Annotated in this window: 23 protein-coding genes; 16 read left to right on the top strand and 7 right to left on the bottom strand. The window is 69.6% G+C overall.

Annotation, left to right across the window (positions count from 1 at the left end; translation table 11 throughout):
- Position 1: 1 nt before the first annotated feature.
- Together HZS54_RS19835 and HZS54_RS19830 are read left to right on the top strand one after the other, a co-directional pair.
- Positions 2-904 carry an SMP-30/gluconolactonase/LRE family protein gene (locus HZS54_RS19835; protein ID WP_179923083.1) on the top strand — a complete coding sequence of 301 codons (903 nt, stop codon included), beginning with the start codon at positions 2-4 and terminating at the stop codon, positions 902-904.
- A 122-nt stretch (positions 905-1,026) separates the two neighbouring features.
- Entirely contained in the window at positions 1,027-1,599 is a 573-nt protein-coding gene (locus HZS54_RS19830) for a flavodoxin domain-containing protein (protein ID WP_179918785.1), read from the top strand.
- Between the two features lie 18 nt (positions 1,600-1,617).
- Here the strand turns inward: HZS54_RS19830 and HZS54_RS19825 are convergent, their stop codons facing one another.
- A complete protein-coding gene (locus HZS54_RS19825) occupies positions 1,618-1,872 on the bottom strand; it encodes a hypothetical protein (RefSeq protein ID WP_179918784.1) in 255 nt (84 codons plus the stop codon).
- A 177-nt stretch (positions 1,873-2,049) separates the two neighbouring features.
- Between HZS54_RS19825 and HZS54_RS19820 the strand changes: the two genes are divergently transcribed.
- A complete protein-coding gene (locus HZS54_RS19820; protein WP_179918783.1) occupies positions 2,050-3,027 on the top strand; it encodes an FKBP-type peptidyl-prolyl cis-trans isomerase in 978 nt (325 codons plus the stop codon).
- A 64-nt stretch (positions 3,028-3,091) separates the two neighbouring features.
- On the opposite strand, the gene HZS54_RS19815 is transcribed toward HZS54_RS19820, so the two are convergent.
- The 3 genes from HZS54_RS19815 to HZS54_RS19805 all read right to left on the bottom strand — a co-directional run bounded on the left by HZS54_RS19815 (position 3,092) and on the right by HZS54_RS19805 (position 4,961).
- Positions 3,092-3,484 carry a DUF7522 family protein gene (locus tag HZS54_RS19815; protein ID WP_179918782.1) on the bottom strand — a complete coding sequence of 131 codons (393 nt, stop codon included), beginning with the start codon at positions 3,482-3,484 and terminating at the stop codon, positions 3,092-3,094.
- Positions 3,485-3,655: 171 nt separating this feature from the next.
- Entirely contained in the window at positions 3,656-4,285 is a 630-nt protein-coding gene (locus HZS54_RS19810) for an RAD55 family ATPase (protein WP_179918781.1), read from the bottom strand.
- Positions 4,286-4,313: 28 nt separating this feature from the next.
- Complete coding sequence (locus tag HZS54_RS19805) at positions 4,314-4,961, bottom strand: MinD/ParA family ATP-binding protein (RefSeq protein ID WP_179918780.1); 648 nt, start codon at positions 4,959-4,961, stop codon at positions 4,314-4,316.
- A 505-nt stretch (positions 4,962-5,466) separates the two neighbouring features.
- On the opposite strand from HZS54_RS19805, the gene pyrB reads away from it, so the two are divergent.
- From pyrB to HZS54_RS19785, 4 genes are all read left to right on the top strand, one after another.
- Entirely contained in the window at positions 5,467-6,381 is a 915-nt protein-coding gene (gene pyrB / locus HZS54_RS19800) for an aspartate carbamoyltransferase (RefSeq protein WP_179918779.1), read from the top strand.
- Positions 6,378-6,839, top strand: a complete 462-nt coding sequence (gene pyrI, locus HZS54_RS19795) for an aspartate carbamoyltransferase regulatory subunit (protein ID WP_179918778.1) — start codon at positions 6,378-6,380, stop codon at positions 6,837-6,839. The genes pyrB and pyrI overlap by 4 nt, the downstream gene beginning before the upstream one ends.
- Positions 6,840-6,949: 110 nt before the next feature.
- Complete coding sequence (locus HZS54_RS19790; protein ID WP_179918777.1) at positions 6,950-7,792, top strand: manganese catalase family protein; 843 nt, start codon at positions 6,950-6,952, stop codon at positions 7,790-7,792.
- 239 nt (positions 7,793-8,031) lie between these two features.
- Positions 8,032-8,859 carry a hypothetical protein gene (locus HZS54_RS19785; RefSeq protein WP_179918776.1) on the top strand — a complete coding sequence of 276 codons (828 nt, stop codon included), beginning with the start codon at positions 8,032-8,034 and terminating at the stop codon, positions 8,857-8,859.
- A gap of 390 nt (positions 8,860-9,249) precedes the next feature.
- On the opposite strand, the gene HZS54_RS19780 is transcribed toward HZS54_RS19785, so the two are convergent.
- A complete protein-coding gene (locus tag HZS54_RS19780) occupies positions 9,250-9,813 on the bottom strand; it encodes an NUDIX hydrolase (protein ID WP_179923082.1) in 564 nt (187 codons plus the stop codon).
- A 244-nt stretch (positions 9,814-10,057) separates the two neighbouring features.
- Here HZS54_RS19780 and HZS54_RS19775 point away from each other — a divergent pair, with 244 nt between their 5' ends.
- The 9 genes from HZS54_RS19775 (at position 10,058) to HZS54_RS19735 (ending at position 15,456) form a co-directional block, all read left to right on the top strand.
- Positions 10,058-10,792, top strand: a complete 735-nt coding sequence (locus HZS54_RS19775; RefSeq protein WP_179918775.1) for a DUF7504 family protein — start codon at positions 10,058-10,060, stop codon at positions 10,790-10,792.
- Between the two features lie 44 nt (positions 10,793-10,836).
- Complete coding sequence (locus tag HZS54_RS19770; RefSeq protein WP_179918774.1) at positions 10,837-11,019, top strand: DUF1918 domain-containing protein; 183 nt, start codon at positions 10,837-10,839, stop codon at positions 11,017-11,019.
- A 9-nt stretch (positions 11,020-11,028) separates the two neighbouring features.
- Positions 11,029-11,454 carry an RNA-binding protein gene (locus tag HZS54_RS19765; RefSeq protein ID WP_179918773.1) on the top strand — a complete coding sequence of 142 codons (426 nt, stop codon included), beginning with the start codon at positions 11,029-11,031 and terminating at the stop codon, positions 11,452-11,454.
- 16 nt (positions 11,455-11,470) lie between these two features.
- The gene (locus HZS54_RS19760) at positions 11,471-12,193 is read left to right on the top strand and encodes an RNase P subunit p30 family protein (RefSeq protein WP_179918772.1); all 723 of its coding nucleotides are present in this window, start codon (positions 11,471-11,473) and stop codon (positions 12,191-12,193) included.
- Between the two features lie 72 nt (positions 12,194-12,265).
- Positions 12,266-12,937, top strand: coding sequence for a class I SAM-dependent methyltransferase (locus tag HZS54_RS19755; RefSeq protein ID WP_179918771.1), 672 nt, complete (start codon positions 12,266-12,268; stop codon positions 12,935-12,937).
- A complete protein-coding gene (locus HZS54_RS19750) occupies positions 12,934-13,410 on the top strand; it encodes an Rpp14/Pop5 family protein (RefSeq protein ID WP_179918770.1) in 477 nt (158 codons plus the stop codon). Before HZS54_RS19755 ends, HZS54_RS19750 begins: the two co-directional genes overlap by 4 nt.
- A gap of 2 nt (positions 13,411-13,412) precedes the next feature.
- Positions 13,413-14,183: an archaeal proteasome endopeptidase complex subunit alpha gene (gene psmA, locus HZS54_RS19745; RefSeq protein ID WP_179918769.1), complete on the top strand. Its 771-nt coding sequence runs from the start codon at positions 13,413-13,415 to the stop codon at positions 14,181-14,183.
- 123 nt (positions 14,184-14,306) lie between these two features.
- A complete protein-coding gene (locus HZS54_RS19740) occupies positions 14,307-15,032 on the top strand; it encodes a ribosome assembly factor SBDS (RefSeq protein WP_179918768.1) in 726 nt (241 codons plus the stop codon).
- Between the two features lie 184 nt (positions 15,033-15,216).
- Positions 15,217-15,456, top strand: a complete 240-nt coding sequence (locus tag HZS54_RS19735) for an HVO_2901 family zinc finger protein (RefSeq protein WP_179918767.1) — start codon at positions 15,217-15,219, stop codon at positions 15,454-15,456.
- Between the two features lie 33 nt (positions 15,457-15,489).
- Here the strand turns inward: HZS54_RS19735 and HZS54_RS19730 are convergent, their stop codons facing one another.
- Both HZS54_RS19730 and HZS54_RS19725 read right to left on the bottom strand, forming a co-directional pair.
- Positions 15,490-15,918, bottom strand: a complete 429-nt coding sequence (locus HZS54_RS19730) for an SRPBCC family protein (protein WP_179918766.1) — start codon at positions 15,916-15,918, stop codon at positions 15,490-15,492.
- A gap of 61 nt (positions 15,919-15,979) precedes the next feature.
- On the bottom strand, positions 15,980-16,618 hold the full coding sequence (locus HZS54_RS19725) for a DUF8170 family protein (RefSeq protein ID WP_179918765.1): 639 nt from the start codon (positions 16,616-16,618) through the stop codon (positions 15,980-15,982).
- Positions 16,619-16,642: the final 24 nt, after the last annotated feature.

Here is a 16,642-nt window from a genome sequence, read left to right as displayed (position 1 = left end):
GATGACCGCGGAGTCACCGACCCCCGAGATCGCCGCGGACACGCGCTGTCACACCGGTGAGGGACCGCTCTGGCACCCCGAGGAGGAAGTCGTCTACTTCCTCGACATCCCCTCCGCCGACCTCTACCGCTACGACCCCGCCGTCGGGTCCCACGAGCGCGTCCTCGATAGCGAGGGTTCCATCGGTGGGTTCACGATCCAGGAATCGGGCGAGCTGCTCCTGTTCTGCGACGAGGGCCGGATCCAGCCGTGGTCTCCCGAATCCGGGCTCGGCGAGCCGCTCGTCGAGGCCATCGACGGGGAGGAGCGGTCGCGGTTCAACGACGTGATCGCCGACCCGGAGGGCCGGGTCTTCTGCGGGACGATGCCGACGCCCGAGGGTGAGCCCGGCGCCCTCTATCGCCTGGACACCGACGGCTCGCTGTCGGTCGCCGTCGAGGACGCCGAACTCTCGAACGGGCTCGGGTTCACCCCGGACCACCAGGAGCTCTACTTCACCGAGACCGAGGCCGGTCGGATCTCGCGGTACCGCTACGACCGGGCGACGGGCGAGCTCTCCGACCGGGAGACCTTCCTCGACGCGAGCGATCTGGACGGCCACCCGGACGGGATGACCGTCGACGCGGAGGGCTGCGTCTGGTCGGCCTTCTGGAACGGCGGTCGGATCGCTCGCTACGACCCCGACGGGACGGAGCTCCAGCGGGTCGAGTTCCCGGCGAAGAAGGTGTCGGCGGTCACCTTCGGCGGCCCCGACTACGAGACCGCCTACGTGACGACTGCGCTCGGCCCCGGCGAGGGCCCGGCCGGCACCCGCGAGGAGGAGGGCGACGGCGCCGGTGCCCTGTTCGAAGTCGACCTCGGCGTCGGCGGCGTCCCCGAGTTCCGGTCGCGGGTCGAGTACTGAGGGAGGCCTACCGTCGTTCGATCGCCCGCCCGTCGACCGTCGGCGGACCTTACCGGCGACAAACACGGGCCTACCGGGCGAAGCGACGCGACGTTTTTTACCGCTCCCGGCGTCGAGCGACCATGGGCTCGTTCCTGGTCCTCTACGGGTCGAACGAGGGACAGACCGCCAAGATCGCCGACCGGATCGCCGCGCGCCTGCGGGGCCGGGGTCACGAGGCGACCGCCGTCGACGCGGGCGCGCTGGAGACCGACTACTCGCTGGCCGACTTCGACGCGGTCGTGGTCGGCTCGTCGATCCACGTCGGGAAACACCAGGCGTCGGTCCGCTCGTTCGTCGACGCGAACGCCGACGCGCTGGCTGCGCTGCCGACCGCGTTCTTCCAGGTCTCGCTGTCCTCGGTCGGCGACGACTCCGAACGGCGCGCGGAGGCCGCTCGCTACGTCGAGGAGTTCCTCGAAGACACCGGCTTTCACCCCGACCGTATCGGCCGGTTCGGCGGCGCGCTCCGCTACTCGAAGTACGGCTTCCTCGAGCGGCTCGTGATGAAGCGGATCGCGCGCGAGGCGACCGGCGACACCGACACCTCCCGCGACTACGAGTACACCGACTGGGCGGAGGTCGAGGGGTTCACCGACGACTTCGCCGCCTTCGTCGAGGGACGGCTCGCCGAGCAACCGACCGAGACGGCGTGACGACCGCCGACCGGGCGCTCACGGCGACCCGGCCAGCCGCCCGCGAGCGGTCGCGTCGGCCGCCGCGAGCCCGTCCTGCCCGAACTGCTCGGCCGAGAGCTGTCGCGCCCACAGCGCCCGTCGCACCGACTGCACCGCGTCCGAGTCGCCCCGGAGCGCGACGCTGCCATCCGGCGATTCGACCACTTCGACCGCGTCCACGTCCCTCGCAGCGCGCTCGAGTTCCGCGGCCGCGTCCCGTCCGATCCCGCCGACGCCGTGTTCGAAGTCCATACCGTATCTCTCGGCCCGTCGCGGGGTATCGATGGGCCCAAACTCGTTAGGGCCAAGCGCGCTCGGCGTCGACGAGCCGGTCGAACGCGCCGGAACGGTGCGGCTCGGCGGCGGCCCGGCTCGGGCGCGGTAGCCCCGAAACGTTGTTCTTAAGAGTGCAACGCGAGTCGTGTCGGTATGAGCAACGAGTCCGAGTCCGAGGAGACAGCGCAGGACGCAGCCGACGAGACCGAGGCCGAGACGGAGTCCGACACGCAGGAGGAGACCGAGGGACTCCAGCACGGGGACTTCATCGAACTGGACTACACCGCCCGCACCGTCGAGGGCGGCGACCTGGTCGACACGACCGACCCCGACGTGGCCGAGGAGGAGGGCGTCGGCGAGGACCAGGAGTTCGCACCCCGCACGATCGTCCTCGGTGAGGGCCACGTCTTCGACGCCGTCGAGGAGGACATCGTCGGCAGCGAGGTCGGCGACACCGGCACCGTGACCGTCCCGGCCGTCGACGCGTTCGGCGAGTTCGACGACGAGGAGGTCCGCACCATCAGCGCCGACCGCATCCCCGAGGACGACCGCTACCCCGGCGCCCACGTCGACATCGACGGCGAGCACGGCCACATCAACACGATCATCGGCGGCCGCGCCCGCGTCGACTTCAACCACCCGTTGGCCGGCGAGGACGTCGAGTACGACTGGGAGGTCCTCTCCGAGGTCACCGACCGCGAGGAGCGCGCGAGCGCGCTGCTCGACGTGTTCCTCGACATGGATCTCGATGTCTGGTTCGAGACGGACACCGTCGAGGAGGAGCAGCTCGTCGAGTCCGACGACGACGAGGACGACGAGGAGAGCGAGCCCGAGTACGAGACCGTCGAGGTCGAGAAGGAGACGCTGTACATCGAGGCGACGCCGCAGCTGACGATGAACCAGCAGTGGATGATGGGCAAACAGCAGATCGCCCAGCAGCTCACGGACCTGCTCGACATCGACCGCATCATCGTCCAGGAGGAGCTCGGCGGCGGCATGGGCATGATGGGCGGCATGGGCGGCATGATGGGCGGTATGGGCGGCGGCGGTGCCGAACTCGAAGAGGCGCTCGAAGACGAGGACATCGACGCCGAAGAGATCGTCGACGAACTCGAAGGCGCCGAGGAGTAACCGACTCGCTCTCTCCGTTCCCGCTCGTCGGCCAGCAGCGCCGTTCGGCCGACGGTTCCGCCGTTCAGCCGTCGTCGCTCAACCGTCGACCGTCCAGCACCGCGTTACAGCTGTTGACGAACTGGCCGAGTCCCTGCGCCACGTCGCGGTCGAGCGAGACGACGATCCCGCCGGTCTCGGACTCCCGGAAGTGGAGAACGGCGGCGCGGTCGTGCAGTTCGACGGTCGCCTGTCGCTCGCCGAGCCGGTCGTACTGTTCGGGAGGGACGATCGACTCGTTGGCGCGCGCCCGGTCCGTGATGGTCGGAAGCGCGTTTTTCAGCTCCTCGGTCGCAACGTCGTCGCGGAGATACAGCGCGTCCCAGCTGTCGGCGTCGTACCGGACCGCCCCCCGGAAGGCGTCGCCGGCTCTGTTGTGAACCAGCTGGAGGAGCGGCTGGTATCGTTCGTCGGGCATAGCCGACCAGACGTGACAGAGCGGTTTCAATCTGTGGGCGGCCCGCCGCGCTGCCGGCCCGCCGCGCCGTCGGACCGGACGTTTATCCGACTGCCCGCCGGTGACACTGCGAGGCTGAAGCGCTGAACTCCCCAATGGGCGGAGAACCGTCGGAAGACGGGACCGAGGCGGCTACGCGATGTCCCGGCTCGTGTCGATCGAGACCTGCTCGACGAGGTCGAGCTTGATGATGTCGGTGGGGGCGCGGCCGCCGCGGAACTTGGGGATCGCGAGGCGGTTCTCGACCTCGTCGGAGTCGGTCGTGGTTTTCAGCTCGAAGATCACGTCCGCGAAGTGTTCGGTGGTGTCGCGCAGCGGCGGGACGCTGCGCCCGTCGAGACAGTGGACGATGGCGAGGCTGCCCGTGTTGACGATGTGGTTCTGCAGGTCGTTCAGAAAGGAGCGGTAGCGCGACGGCGGCTCCTGGGCCTCGAGCACGTCGAGCGGGTCGACGATGAGATTCGAGGTCTCGGGGAGCGCGCTGACGAGCTTGCTGGCGTTGTCCAGCGGCGCCTCGCCCGAGATGTGCCGGACCGTGGGGTCGCCGGTGCTGGCGGGCGACTGCTCGATGCTGGCCGTCACTGACTGGGCGGTGCGGTCGAGCGAGAGGTACAGCGTGCCGCGCGTCGCGGTCAACTCGTAGAGGAACAGCTCCGCCTGGCTGGCCGGCTGGGCGCTGAGAGCGACGATGCTCCCTTCCGGGATCCCACCCCCGAGCTTCCGGTCGAGGACGTCGATGCCCGTGTTCAGCCGGTTGACCATCCTACCGAAGTATTTTGATCCCACCAGATTAAACATTCCGCCTCACGAGCGCCGTTGCGAGCCGATCGTACGACGTGCGTCCGACCCGGTCGCCCAGCACGTCGCCCGCGATCTCCGGGACCGTCGCCAGTACCGGCTCGACCGCACGAGCGAGACCCTCCGAACCCGAGACGGCCGACGGCGGCTCGTCGGTCCGGGTGAGGACGCTCCCCGCGACTCGGGCGCCCAGCGTCTCGGCCATCCGCGCGGTCTTGGCGGCGTCGTCGAGGCTCGCCGGCTCACCGGTCGAGACGACGAGCGCCGCGTCGGCGTGACGCAGCGGCGCGGCGGCAGCGTCCGTCGCGCCCGCCGGGCAGTCCAGAAGCACCCGCTGGCGAGCGCGCCCGAGCCGGCGGAGCGCCGTCCGGTCGAGCGGTCCGGAGGCGCTCCCGGCCGGAAGCACGTCGACGCCGGGAACGACGGTGCTCCGGTGGGTCGCCGCGGCGATCGAGTCGCCGTCGGCGACGGCGTCGACGCCCGGCGAGCGGTCCGTGTCGGCCATCGTGTGTAGGTTCGGCATGTCGCAGTCGGCGTCGACGACGAGCGGTCGCCCGCCGTCGCGCGCGAGCGCAGCCGCCAGCCCCAGCGCCGTCGTCGTCTTGCCGCAGCCACCCTTGCCACCGGCGATCGCGAGCATGGGACGGCGTGGTCGGGCTCTCGCACTTGAATCTTCGTGCGTCCGGGTGGACTGTTTGACACAGGTCGCGGTGCGGTCGGCGCGCGCTGTCGCGCGCTTTCATGCGCGCGACGTAGCCGCGCGAGGGATTCGCGACTCGTGTGTCGCGAATCGGCTGGGGAGGCTCGTGGCCGTCTGCGGTGCTGTGCTGGGCGGGTACTGTTGCGGTGTTGTGCGGTCGCGGTGCCGTGCTGTCCCTGGCGGACTGAAAGGGCGAGGCGCGCTCGCGTGCAGTTTAGTCGTCCGAGCGACCCCTATCCGCGCGGGCGGTGCCGAGAGCGCGGATATGTCGCTCGGCGACCGCGAGCGCGGCGAGGGCTTTCACCGCCTGCTGTCGCCTGCGGTCGATCCAACTCCGAGCGAGCGGGTCGAGGGCGTTCAGCGCTCGCCGTCACGCGACTCTCGCTCACACCAGTTCGACCCCGTGTCGGGAGTTTCAAGACAATCGAGGGCGCGACTCTATTCGATGCGTCACGACCACATTATCAGTGCGAAACAACTCTCGCGGGCGGACATCGAGGCGGTGCTCGACCGGGCGGCGGAGGTGGCCGCCGACCCGGAGGCGTTCGCCGACCGCCACGAGAACGCCCTGCTCGGGCTCTGCTTCTTCGAGCCGAGCACGCGGACGAAGATGAGCTTCACCGCGGCGGTAAAGCGGCTGGGCGGCGACGTCGTCGACATGGGCACCGTCGAGTCCTCCAGCGTCAAGAAGGGCGAGAGCCTCGCGGACACGGTTCGGGTGGTCGAGGGATACGCCGACGCGCTCGTCCTCCGCCACCCCAGCGAGGGGTCGGCGCAGATGGCCAGCGAGTTCGTCGACGTGCCGCTGATCAACGCCGGTGACGGCGCCGGCCAGCACCCCACCCAGACCCTGCTGGACCTGTACACGATCCGCGAGTCGGCGGGCTTCGACGACCTGACGATCGGGATCATGGGCGACCTGAAGTACGGCCGGACCGTCCACTCGCTGGCCCACGCGCTGACGAACTTCGACGCCGACCAGCACTTCATCAGCCCGGAGAGCCTGCAGCTCCCCCGGAGCGTCCGCTACGACCTCCACGAGGAGGGCGCGTCGATCCGCGAGCACACGGAACTCGACCCGGTGCTCCCGGAACTGGACGTGCTGTACGTCACCCGGATTCAGGCCGAGCGGTTCCCCGACGAGAGCGAGTACCGGGCGATCGCCGGCGAGTACCAGATCGACACCGAGACGCTGGAGGCGGCCCGCGACGACCTGACGGTCATGCACCCGCTGCCCCGCGTCGACGAGATCGCCCACGAGATCGACGACACCGACTACGCGCACTACTTCCAGCAGGCCCACAACGGCGTCCCCGTCAGGATGGCGCTGCTGGATCTCGTCCTCGGAGGTGACGAATGAGCGACCGCGAACTCCGCGTCAGCAAGATCCGCAACGGCACCGTCGTCGACCACATCACTGCCGGCCAGGCGCTGAACGTGCTTGCCATCCTCGGCATCGACGCCGACAGCGGCGAGACCGTCAGCGTCGGGATGCGCGTCCCCAGTGACCGCCTCGGCAGCAAGGACATCGTCAAGGTCGAGGGCCGCGAGCTGAGCCAGGACGAGGTGGACGTGCTGTCGCTGATCGCCCCCGCCGCGACGATCAACATCGTCCAGGACTTCGACGTGGTGAAGAAACACCGCGTCGAGCGGCCGACCGAGGTCGTCGGCGTCCTCTCGTGTCCGAACCGCCACTGCATCACGACCGAGGACGAGCCCGTCGAGTCCCGCTTCGACGTGCTCGACGACGGCATCCGCTGCACCTACTGCGACACCATCGTCCGCGACTCCATCCCCGAGCAGATCGACGTGGCTTGAATACGCGCTCGCCCCCGTGCTCTGTTGTGATTCCCGTCACTGGCGGTGCTTGCCAGCGAAGGCGGCTCACCTATTGAGAATCCGGCCGTCTCTCCGGTGGAGGAGTACCAGTGTTCTACCACGACGACAAACTCCAGTATCCAGTCGAAGTCGAGGAACCGGACCCGGCGTTCGCGAAGATGCTGCAGGAGGCGATCGGCGGCGTCGAGGGCGAGATGCGCGTCTGCCTGCAGTACATGTTCCAGGCGTTCGGCGTCCCCGACGAGCACGCCGAGTACCGCAAGCTCCTGATGGAGACGGCCGTCGAGGAGATCGGCCACATCGAGATGCTCGCGACCGCGGTCGCGAAGAACCTCGAGGGCGCGCCGACGGAACTGCGCGAGGAGATGAGCAACGATGGTGCGGTGAACGCGGCGATGTCCGGCATGTTGCCGCGGCAGTACCTCTCGGCGGGCATGAACGCGATGCCGATCGACGCGAACGGGAACGCGTTCAACGCGAGCTACGTGGTCGCCAGCGGCAACCTCGCGGCGGACATGTACGCCAACGTCATGGCCGAGTCGACCGGTCGCCTGCTCGCGGCGCGGCTGTGGGAGATGACCGACGACCCGGGCATGAAGGACATGCTCTCGTACCTGGTCGCCCGCGACGCGATGCACCAGAACCAGTGGCTGAAGGCGCTGCACTCGCTGGGCGACCCCGAGGACCCGTTCGACCACCTCCCCATCCCCAACACCTTCCCCGAGGAGGAGATGCCCGACGAGTTCGACTACTCGTTCATGTCGACCACCCGCGACGGCGAGGAGTACGAGGCGCCGTGGACGCAGGGCCCCTCGGTCGACGGGAAGGAGGACTTCTCGTTCGTCTGGGAGGGCGACATGGAGGGCGCGATGCGGGACATCTCCGGGGCCGACCCCGACACGCACAACGAAGTCGCGAGCGACGACGACTGAGCGGTCGGACCGCCCGCAAGTCGGTCGTTTCGCACCAGAAACACTTTAACCGGTTGCCACGAACGTACGGGCGATGTCGAAGAAATCACTGGTCGCCCTAGTCGCTCTGGTCGCGGTCGCCGTCGTCTACAAGACGGCGCTCGCCGAGTAGGGGATCTCAGGCGCACCAGCGCCGGCGAGGCATCGCTCTCCGACCGCCTTTTCGAACGACTTACACGGCCCGCCCCGTACCCACGGGTATGTACGGCGTCGTCACGCGCAACGAGCCCGAACTGGAGTGGGCGGAGTTCGACCGCGCCTTCTACGAAGTCAAGGACGTGACCGGCCGCGCGGCCGAGCCCGTCGACAACGGCGTCAACATGATATCCTGTTTCGGCGACAACAAGGCCGCCGCCGACAACCCCGACCTGGTCCCCGAGAGCGACGAGGGCGAGCCCGCCACGCGCGAGCGCCCCTACTTCGACTGGGCCTACGTCTGCCCCACCCACGAGCGCTACCGCGAGGGACTGCTGGAGATCATCGAAGACGCCGCCGACGCGAACGAGGACGTACGCCTCGACGACGTGGGCTTCCCCCGCGAGGAGTACTGCCACTGTGACCGTTGCGAGGCCGCCTTCGCGGACAGCGAGTTCGACGACTGGCGCGCCTGGCGCGCGAACGTCATCACCGAGTTCGTCGCCGAGGCCCGCGAGCGCGTCCCCGGCGACCTGTATCTGACGCTGTATCCCGATCCCTATCCGGGCCACGTCTACGACCGCGCGGGGCTGGACATCGAGGCGCTCGAAGAGCACGTCGACGAGTTCGTCGTCCCGCTGTACGACATGGCCTACTCGACGACCTACTGGCTGGAGATCCTCGCGAAGGGGTTCGTCGACGAACTCGACTCCCCCTTTTCCATCGAGCTCTACGCCGTCGATGTCGATATCGACGACCTCGTCCACGCGACGGAGGTCGCCAACGAGTACGCCGAGTCGGTGCTGTTCGGCTACGACGCCAGCAACGCCCGCGCGACGGTTCGTCGGTTAGAGGCCGACGCCCGCGAGGGCGAGCAGTTCGGGCCGGAGTAGGAACCGGACGGCCAGGGTGTCGGAGAATGTTCACGAGGGGACTGCTCGCGGTCGCTGAGGCGGGATATCCGCGCTCTCCGCACGGCCCGCGCGGATAGTGGCCCGCTCAGGCGACTACACAGGCGCGAGCGCGCCTCGCCCTTTCAGTCCGCCAGGACGACAACCGCCCCGCACAGCACCGCAGACGGCCTCACACCTCCCCAGCCTCTTGCGCTTCTCGCAGGCTGCGATGCTCATCCCTCGCGCGACTGTTTCGAGCGGCCCGCCACGAGGCGGGCACGCTCGACAGCACGCGCCAACCGCACCGCTACTTACATCACCTTTATCGAGCGATATTCGGTCGGCTGAAACGGGCACGCCGACTGTCCTGCAGCCGCCTCGTGCGGCCGTTCACTCGCCGAACCGTTTCCGGTGCCACTCCCGCAGGACCGACCGGTCCCGAGTGTTTTCGGGTAGCTCGTCGAACCAGCGAGCGTCGGTGATCTCGCCGTCGGGGTCACACACCTCTAGATCGGACGAGACGGCCTCGCCCTCGAAGATGGGGAGGACGCCCCAGGTCTCGTGGCCGTCGCTGTGGAAGCGGACCTCGCCGAGGACCCCCAGCCCGTCGTAGGTCACGTCGATCCCGGCTTCCTCGCCGAGTTCCCGGCGGGCGCCCTCGCGGACGGACTCGTCGTGTTCGACCTCGCCGCCGGGGAGCACCCAGGTGTCGATGGCGGCCTGCTCGACGAGCAGCAGTTCGCCCGAGGGTCGGTAGGCGAGCGTGTGAGCGCCGTAGGGGAGCCCCTGGGCCTCGATGCGTTCGGCGACGGTCCGGAAGCGGTCGCGGGAGACCGTCCGGGCGGTTCGGAACTCGACGAAGTCGTCGTACTCGTCGGCGAAGCGGTGGTACACCTGTTCGGCCTCCTGGCGGGCCTCCGTGGCGAGGTACCAGAGGTTGTCGACGGCGGTCATCGCACCGGTGTCTGCGAATGCGGTCTGCTCGACGGGCGCGGTCCCCCCGGCAAACGCCACCGCCGGCCAGCGCGCGTTCGCTCGGTCATGGCCCCACGTTCGCGAGTCTCCGCCATAAGTTTTCGACCTCCGAGCCAGTTCGCTGAGGCTACGGGCCGCTTCCGTACGTCCCGATCCGCCGCCAGCGCGTGTCCGCCGGGCGTCTGACGGGTATTTATGGACTGCGTCGAGAGACCACGTATCGATGACCGAGGGTGTCAGGCGGGCGAACGAGGGTGTGCGAGCGAGCGACCGCGGTGACGGCACCGACGCCGACGAGACCGGGGCCGGTTCGGTCGCGCTGGTGTGCGAACCGGCGTTCGAGGCGGAGGCGACGGGCCAGCTCGACCGCGCGTTCGACCGCGGCGAGGGCGCGCGGAGCGTCCTCGGAGTGTTGTATCGCCACGACGTGCGAGCGTGGACGACGGCGCTCCGGGCGCGACGGGACCGGGTCGACTCGGCCGCGGCCGTCGCCGTCGGTCCCGTGGCGGAGACCGGCGGGGGCCGCGATCACCTGCCGGTCCGCGAAGTCACCGACCCGACCGACCTCACGGGGGTCGGCATCGCCGTCGGCGAGTGGCTGCGCGCCTGCGACGCCGACGAGCGGCCCGTCGTCTGTCTCGACTCGCTGTCGACGCTGCTGCAGTACGCCGACCTCGAACGGGCGTTCCGGTTCCTGCATGCGCTGGTCGCGCAGGTCCGTTCGGCGGGCGCGACCGCGTACGTCTCCGTCGACCCGGGCGCCCACGACGAGGCGACGCTGGCGACGCTCCGGACGCTGTTCGACGCCGTGCTCGGAGCCGAGCGGCGGGCCGGCGATACGACGGCCGACGCGCCGACCGACGCGTCGGGGTCGTCGGCCGACTCGACGGGTCGCGCCGTCGTCGCCGACGGCGGTGACCCGGCGACGCCCGGTGGAGCGGCGAGCGGGGCCGAGTGAGACGGATCAATCCCTTTTTGACGGGGCGTCGAGTACCGCCGCCCATGGCATTCGAAGAGGACGACAGCGTCATCCTCCGCGACGAGCACAGCGAGTACGACGGCGAGACGGGCGAGATCTCGCAGGTCGTCGAGACGATGTTCGGCGACGAGAACTACACCGTCTCCTTCGAGGACGGCCAGGAAGCGGGCGTCTCCGAGGACCAGCTCGAAGCCGCCGAGGAGTAACCGCACGCGATGGCCTCCGTCCCGCTGCACTACGTCGACCTGCGCGCGTTCTGTTACGTCACCGAGGACGAGGAGCGCGTCGAGTCGGCGCTGCGCGCGTTCCTCCCGGAGGAGTTCGAGATCGAACGCGCGACCTCGGAAGGCCACCACGGCGACCGCATCGTCGTCCTCTCGGCGCGCGTCGAGCGCGCCGACGAGATCCGCCACGTCCTCGACAGGCTGGGGGAGCTCGACGACATCGACGCCGTCGTCGAGGAACTCGACGAACGGGTCGACGACAACTGCGCCTTCTACCTGACACTGGACAAACAGGCGGCGTTCCGGGGCGAGATCGAGCGCGGCGACGGCATCACCTTCCGCTCGAAGGTCGAGGCCTACCCCGCCAAGAAGCCCGCGGCCGTCGAGAACGCCCGCGAGGTCTTCGAGGCGCTCTGACGGTGGCGTGACCGCGATGTACGAGGCCGTCCACGCCCGTCCCGACGGTGAGGCGACCGTCGCCCGCCACGCGGCGACCGCCGCCGAGTACGGCTTCGACGGGATCGTCGTCCGCAATCACGGCGACGCCCCCGCCGAGTTCGACGCCGAGGAGATAGCCGAGACGTACGGCATCGAGGTCGTCGAGGGCGTCGAGATCCGCGCCGACGACCCCTCGCGGGCGAGCGGGTTCGTCGGCAACCACCGGCGGTCGAAGACGGTCGTCGCGGTCCACGGCGGGTCGGCGGCGATCAACCGCTTCGCCGTCGAACAGCCGGCCGTCGACGTGCTCGCCCACCCGATGGCCGGCGACGGCGACGTGAACCACGTCCTCGCGAAAGCGGCCGCCGAGAACGGCGTCCGCTTCGAGTTCTCCCTCCGACGAGTGCTCCGGGCAGACGGCGGCCGACGCGTCCAGGCGATCCGCGGGCTCCGGAAGCTCCGGGAGATCGTCGAGACCTACGACGCGCCGTACGTCGTCAGCGCCGACCCGCGGAGCCATCTACAGCTCCGGGCGCCCCGCGAACTGGTCGCCGTGGGAGAGGTTCTCGGGTTCGACGCCGACCAGATCCGGACGGGGCTGGCCGAGTGGGGTCGGCTCGTCGACCGAAACCGCCGACTGGCGAGCGACGCGTTCGTCGAGCCGGGGGTCTATCACGGGTCCGTCGCTGACGACGGCGCCGACGGGGACGAGCGGTAGGCCGTCGAGCGCGAGCCCGGACGACCGACGGGGAGCGAGGCGTTCTTTGCCCCCCGGATCCAACCCGGCCGCATGAAGCATTCTCTCGACGAGCACGCCGCCCGGTTCGACGAGATAGCGGCCGACTACGACGACGAGGAGAGCGACGAGTACCGCGCCTGCGCGTCGCTGGTCGTCGAGCACGCCGCCCCGGGACCCGACGACACGGTTCTCGACCTCGGAACAGGGACAGGAGCGATCGCGCTCCCGCTGGCCGAGGCGGCCGAGCGCGTGATCGGCCGCGACATCAGCGAGGGGATGCTCGGCGAGGCCCGCGAGAAGGCGGCTGACCGCGGCCTGTCGAACGTCGAGTTCGGCGAGGGGCGGTTCCGCGAGCCGGCGGTCCCCGACAACGCCGACGTGGATGTAGTGACGACGAACTTCGCGATGCACCACCTCGGGGATACGGAGAAGCGCGAGGCGATAGACGTGATCGCGGCGCTGGGACCCCGGCGGATCGTCCTCGGCGACGTGATGCTGTTCGGCGAGCCCGACCCCGACGAGCCGTTCTACAGCCCCGAGGTCGACGACCCGGCGACGGTCGGGACGCTCGCGGACGCGTTCACCGACGCCGGGTACGCGCTGACGGCCGTCGAGCCGGTCCACGACCAGGTGGGCGTCCTCGTCGCGGAACGAGTGGAGCCCGCCGGGGAGTCGACCGAGCCGGTCGGCGAGACCGACGCCGACGGGGAGGACGGGTCGTGAAACACCTCCCGAAACACCTGCGGCCGCGGTGGCGCTACCTCGCGGTCGAGCTGGAGGCCTGGCCCGACGCGGAGGTCGGCCGCCGGGCGTTCCAGCGCGAGCTGTGGTTCGCGGCGCAGAACCTCGTGGGCGACGCCGGGAGCGCGGAGGCGGACCTGTCGGTGGTCCGCTTCTCGTTCGACGACGGGATGGGCCACGCCATCGTGCGGGCCCACCGGGGCGAGGTCGACCGCGCGCGGGCGGTGCTGGCGTGTCTGGACGGGGTCGACGGGGCGGAGGTGGGCGTCCGCGTGCGGGGGGTTAGCGGCACGGTGCGTGCCTGTGAAGAAAAGTATATACGACGCCGACCGGAACCTTCTGACCAGAGAAACGTCGTCTTCGAGAACGCCGAGCGGCGTGCCGTCGGTCGCGACGGCCGAATCGACGTGCGGGCCGACGACGCGTTCGTCGGGGCGACCGAACTCGATCTATAAATATGCAGGGACAATCGCAACAGCAGGCGTACGACCGCGGGATCACGATCTTCTCGCCGGACGGCCGGCTCTACCAGGTCGAGTACGCCCGCGAAGCCGTCAAGCGCGGCACGGCGAGTATCGGCGTACGAACAGCTGACGGAGTCGTGCTGGCGGTGGACAAGCGCATCCGCTCGCCGCTGATGGAGCGGTCGTCCGTCGAGAAGATCCACAAGGCCGACGACCACATCGGCATCGCCAGCGCCGGCCACGTCGCCGACGCGCGCCAGCTCATCGACTTCGCCCGCCGCCAGGCGCAGGTCAACCAGCTGCGCTACGGCGAGCCCATCGGCGTCGAGACGCTCACGAAGTCGGTCACCGACCACATCCAGCAGTACACGCAGGTCGGCGGCGCCCGCCCGTTCGGCGTCGCGCTCATCATCGGCGGCATCGCCAACGGCGAGCCCCGCCTCTACGAGACCGACCCGTCGGGCACCCCCTACGAGTGGAAGGCCCTGGCCGTCGGCGCCGACCGCGGCGACATCCGCGAGTACCTCGAGGACAACTACGACGAGGAGATGGACCTGGACGGCGGCGTCGGCCTCGCGCTGGAGGCGCTCGCGTCGGTCAACGACGGCGAGCTCTCGCCCGAGGGCATCGGCATCGCCACCATCAGCGTCGACGACGAGGCGTTCGCCGAGATGAGCGACGCCGAGAAGGAGTCCCACCTCGACGAGCTCGACCTCCTCGCCGTCGAAGACGACGACGAGAGCGACGAGACCGACGAGGAGTAACGCCGCCCCGAGCGGTCCCGGAGGTTTCGACCGCTCGTCGCCGGACGAGCGGGCGTCGGCGCGGCCGCCGACGCGCGGTCCGCGCCCACACACCTTTTTACCCACACGGTGTTACCTCAGGGTATGATATCGCTCGACGAGGCCGTGACGGCGCGTCTGGAGTCCCACGGCGAGCGCTTCGAAGTGCTCGTCGAACCCGACGCCGCCCTCGCGATGAAGCGCGGCGAGTTCGACGGGGAACTGGAGGACGTGATCGCCGCCGAGGATGTCTTCGAGAACGCTTCCCGCGGGGACCGCCCGCCGGAGAACGCGCTCGAAGAGGTGTTCGGGACGACAGACCCGCTGGAGATCATCCCCGAGGTCGTCGAACGCGGGGAGATCCAGATCACCGCCGAGCAGCGCAAGGAGATGCAGGAGCGCAAGTACCGGGACCTGGTCAACCGAATCACGCGCAACGCGGTCAACCCCCAGATGGACGACGCGCCCCACCCGCCCGACCGCATCGAGAGCGCCCTGGAGCAGGCCGACTTCAAGGTCGACCCGATGGAGCCCGTCGAGAACCAGGTCGACGACGCGCTCGACGCGCTCCGGCCGGTGATCCCCATCCGCTTCGACACCGTGAAAGTCGCCGCCCAGCTGCCCGCCGACTACGCCGGCAGCGGCCAGGCGCAAGTCCGGGAGTTCGGCGACCTCGAACGCGAGGAGTGGCAGCCCGACGGCTCCTGGGTCGGCGTCGTCGAGTTCCCCGCCGGGATGCAAAACGAGTTCTACGACCTGGTCAACGAGGTCTCCAGCGGCGAGGCCGAGACCCGCATCCTCAAAGACGAGGACGACATCGACACCCGGTAGGCCCGGGACCGCCGCTTCGAGCCGAGACGTGCGATCGCCGGACGGCGACCGTTCTGTGGAGTTGATCAGTTCGGTTGTGCGAGGTTACCGACCGCCGTCTGGCGGTCACGGTCCTCCTGCGACCGGTTCTCGGGGACGTGAACGTTCCGGTGTTGATATATGGGGCGATGTCGAACTTTCGAACATGACCAACGTCTGTCGCAACTGCAAACGCACGTTCAGTACGGAACTCGAGCTCGAACTCCACCGTGACACGTGCTCGCAGGGGGATCTGTTCTGCGACGAGTGCGGCGAGCGGTTCGCGGAGCGGACGGCCACGGAGGACGGCTGGCACTATCGATGCCCCAACGACGACTGCGAGGGCGAGGGCATGGGCGAGGACATCCACAAGGTCAGTAACGTACGACTCGAGAAGTCGGTCTGACGAGACCCCGACCACCCCTTTTCCCGAGCAGTTCTATCCCGTCGACAGCTCGTCGTGCTCGGCTATCGACGCGATCCGGTCGAGCGCGCGGCGACAGACCACGGCGTACCCGCCGGCAAGCAGCGGGATTTCGAAGGCGACGCGCGAGCGGTCGTCGCCCAGCGGCGTGACCGCGTGGCCGGTCGCGGGAACCCGCGCTACGCGCCACGTCCAGCGGTAGTCCCCGCAGGTCTCGACCTCGAAGGGGATCCACGGGCCGCCGGCGACCTGCACCTCGCCCCTCGATCCGGGTTCGATGTATCGGTCGCGCGAGCGGACGGCGCTGACGCTCGGACCCCATTCGGGCCACTGCTCGGTGTCGGTCAGGACCGACCAGACGGCGTCGGCGTCCGCGCCGACGACGCGGTCGACGACGAGGCGCCGGCCGTCCGGCGTCCGCTCGATCTGTGGCAGCGAAGCCATGTGCGTTCCTTGGAGCCGCTCGGTCTTGGGTGTCGGGGACAGGGCGGTCGAGTCCCGGTCGTCAGGGGACCTCGCGGACCGCCCGTCGGAGGTCGCTCTCGCCGCGCCAGTGGACGACGCGCTCGCCCGCCGCGCGTTCGAGCGCCGCGAGGTGGGCGGCGGCCATGCCGTTGTCGTAGCGCTCGCGCCGGCGCTCGTCGCTCTCGTAGGCCCGTTTCAGCAGCCAGAGGGCGTCGCGGACGCGACTCTGCTCGTGATAGAGGTAGCCGAGTTCCCAGACGTGGCCGCCGTCGTAGTCCTCGAGGACGCCGACGACGTGGGTCGCCTGCTCGCAGAGGATCTCGAAGGCCGGTGCCCACAGGTCGATCTCGTCGCCAGAGAGCCCGAAGTCCTCCAGCATGAACGCCGTCGCCTCGCGGCGGTCGTCGAGCTGGTCGCGGACCCGCCGGCGGCGCCGTCCGGGACCGTCGTCGCCGCCCCGTCCCACGACGAGGTACCGCCGGTCGCTGTACTGGATGTCGTTCAGCCGCTCGCCGTGGAGGTGGGTCTTGAGCCGCTCGTGTTGCTGTGGGGTGAGCGTCAGCGAGTCCGGGCTCGCGTCGACGAGTCCCGCGCCGTCGACCCCCTCGACGTACTCCGCACTCTCTCCCGCTCTCTCGTCGCCGGCGTCCCCCGACGCCCCCTCGTCGCTGTCGACCATGCCGGCTCGACTCCCGGGGATGGC

Origin of the sequence: Halosimplex pelagicum (assembly GCF_013415905.1) — an archaeon.
Lineage (GTDB): Archaea > Halobacteriota > Halobacteria > Halobacteriales > Haloarculaceae > Halosimplex > Halosimplex pelagicum.
The sequence above is the reverse complement of the archived record's forward strand: the minus strand, read 5'-3'. Positions and strand labels throughout refer to the sequence as shown.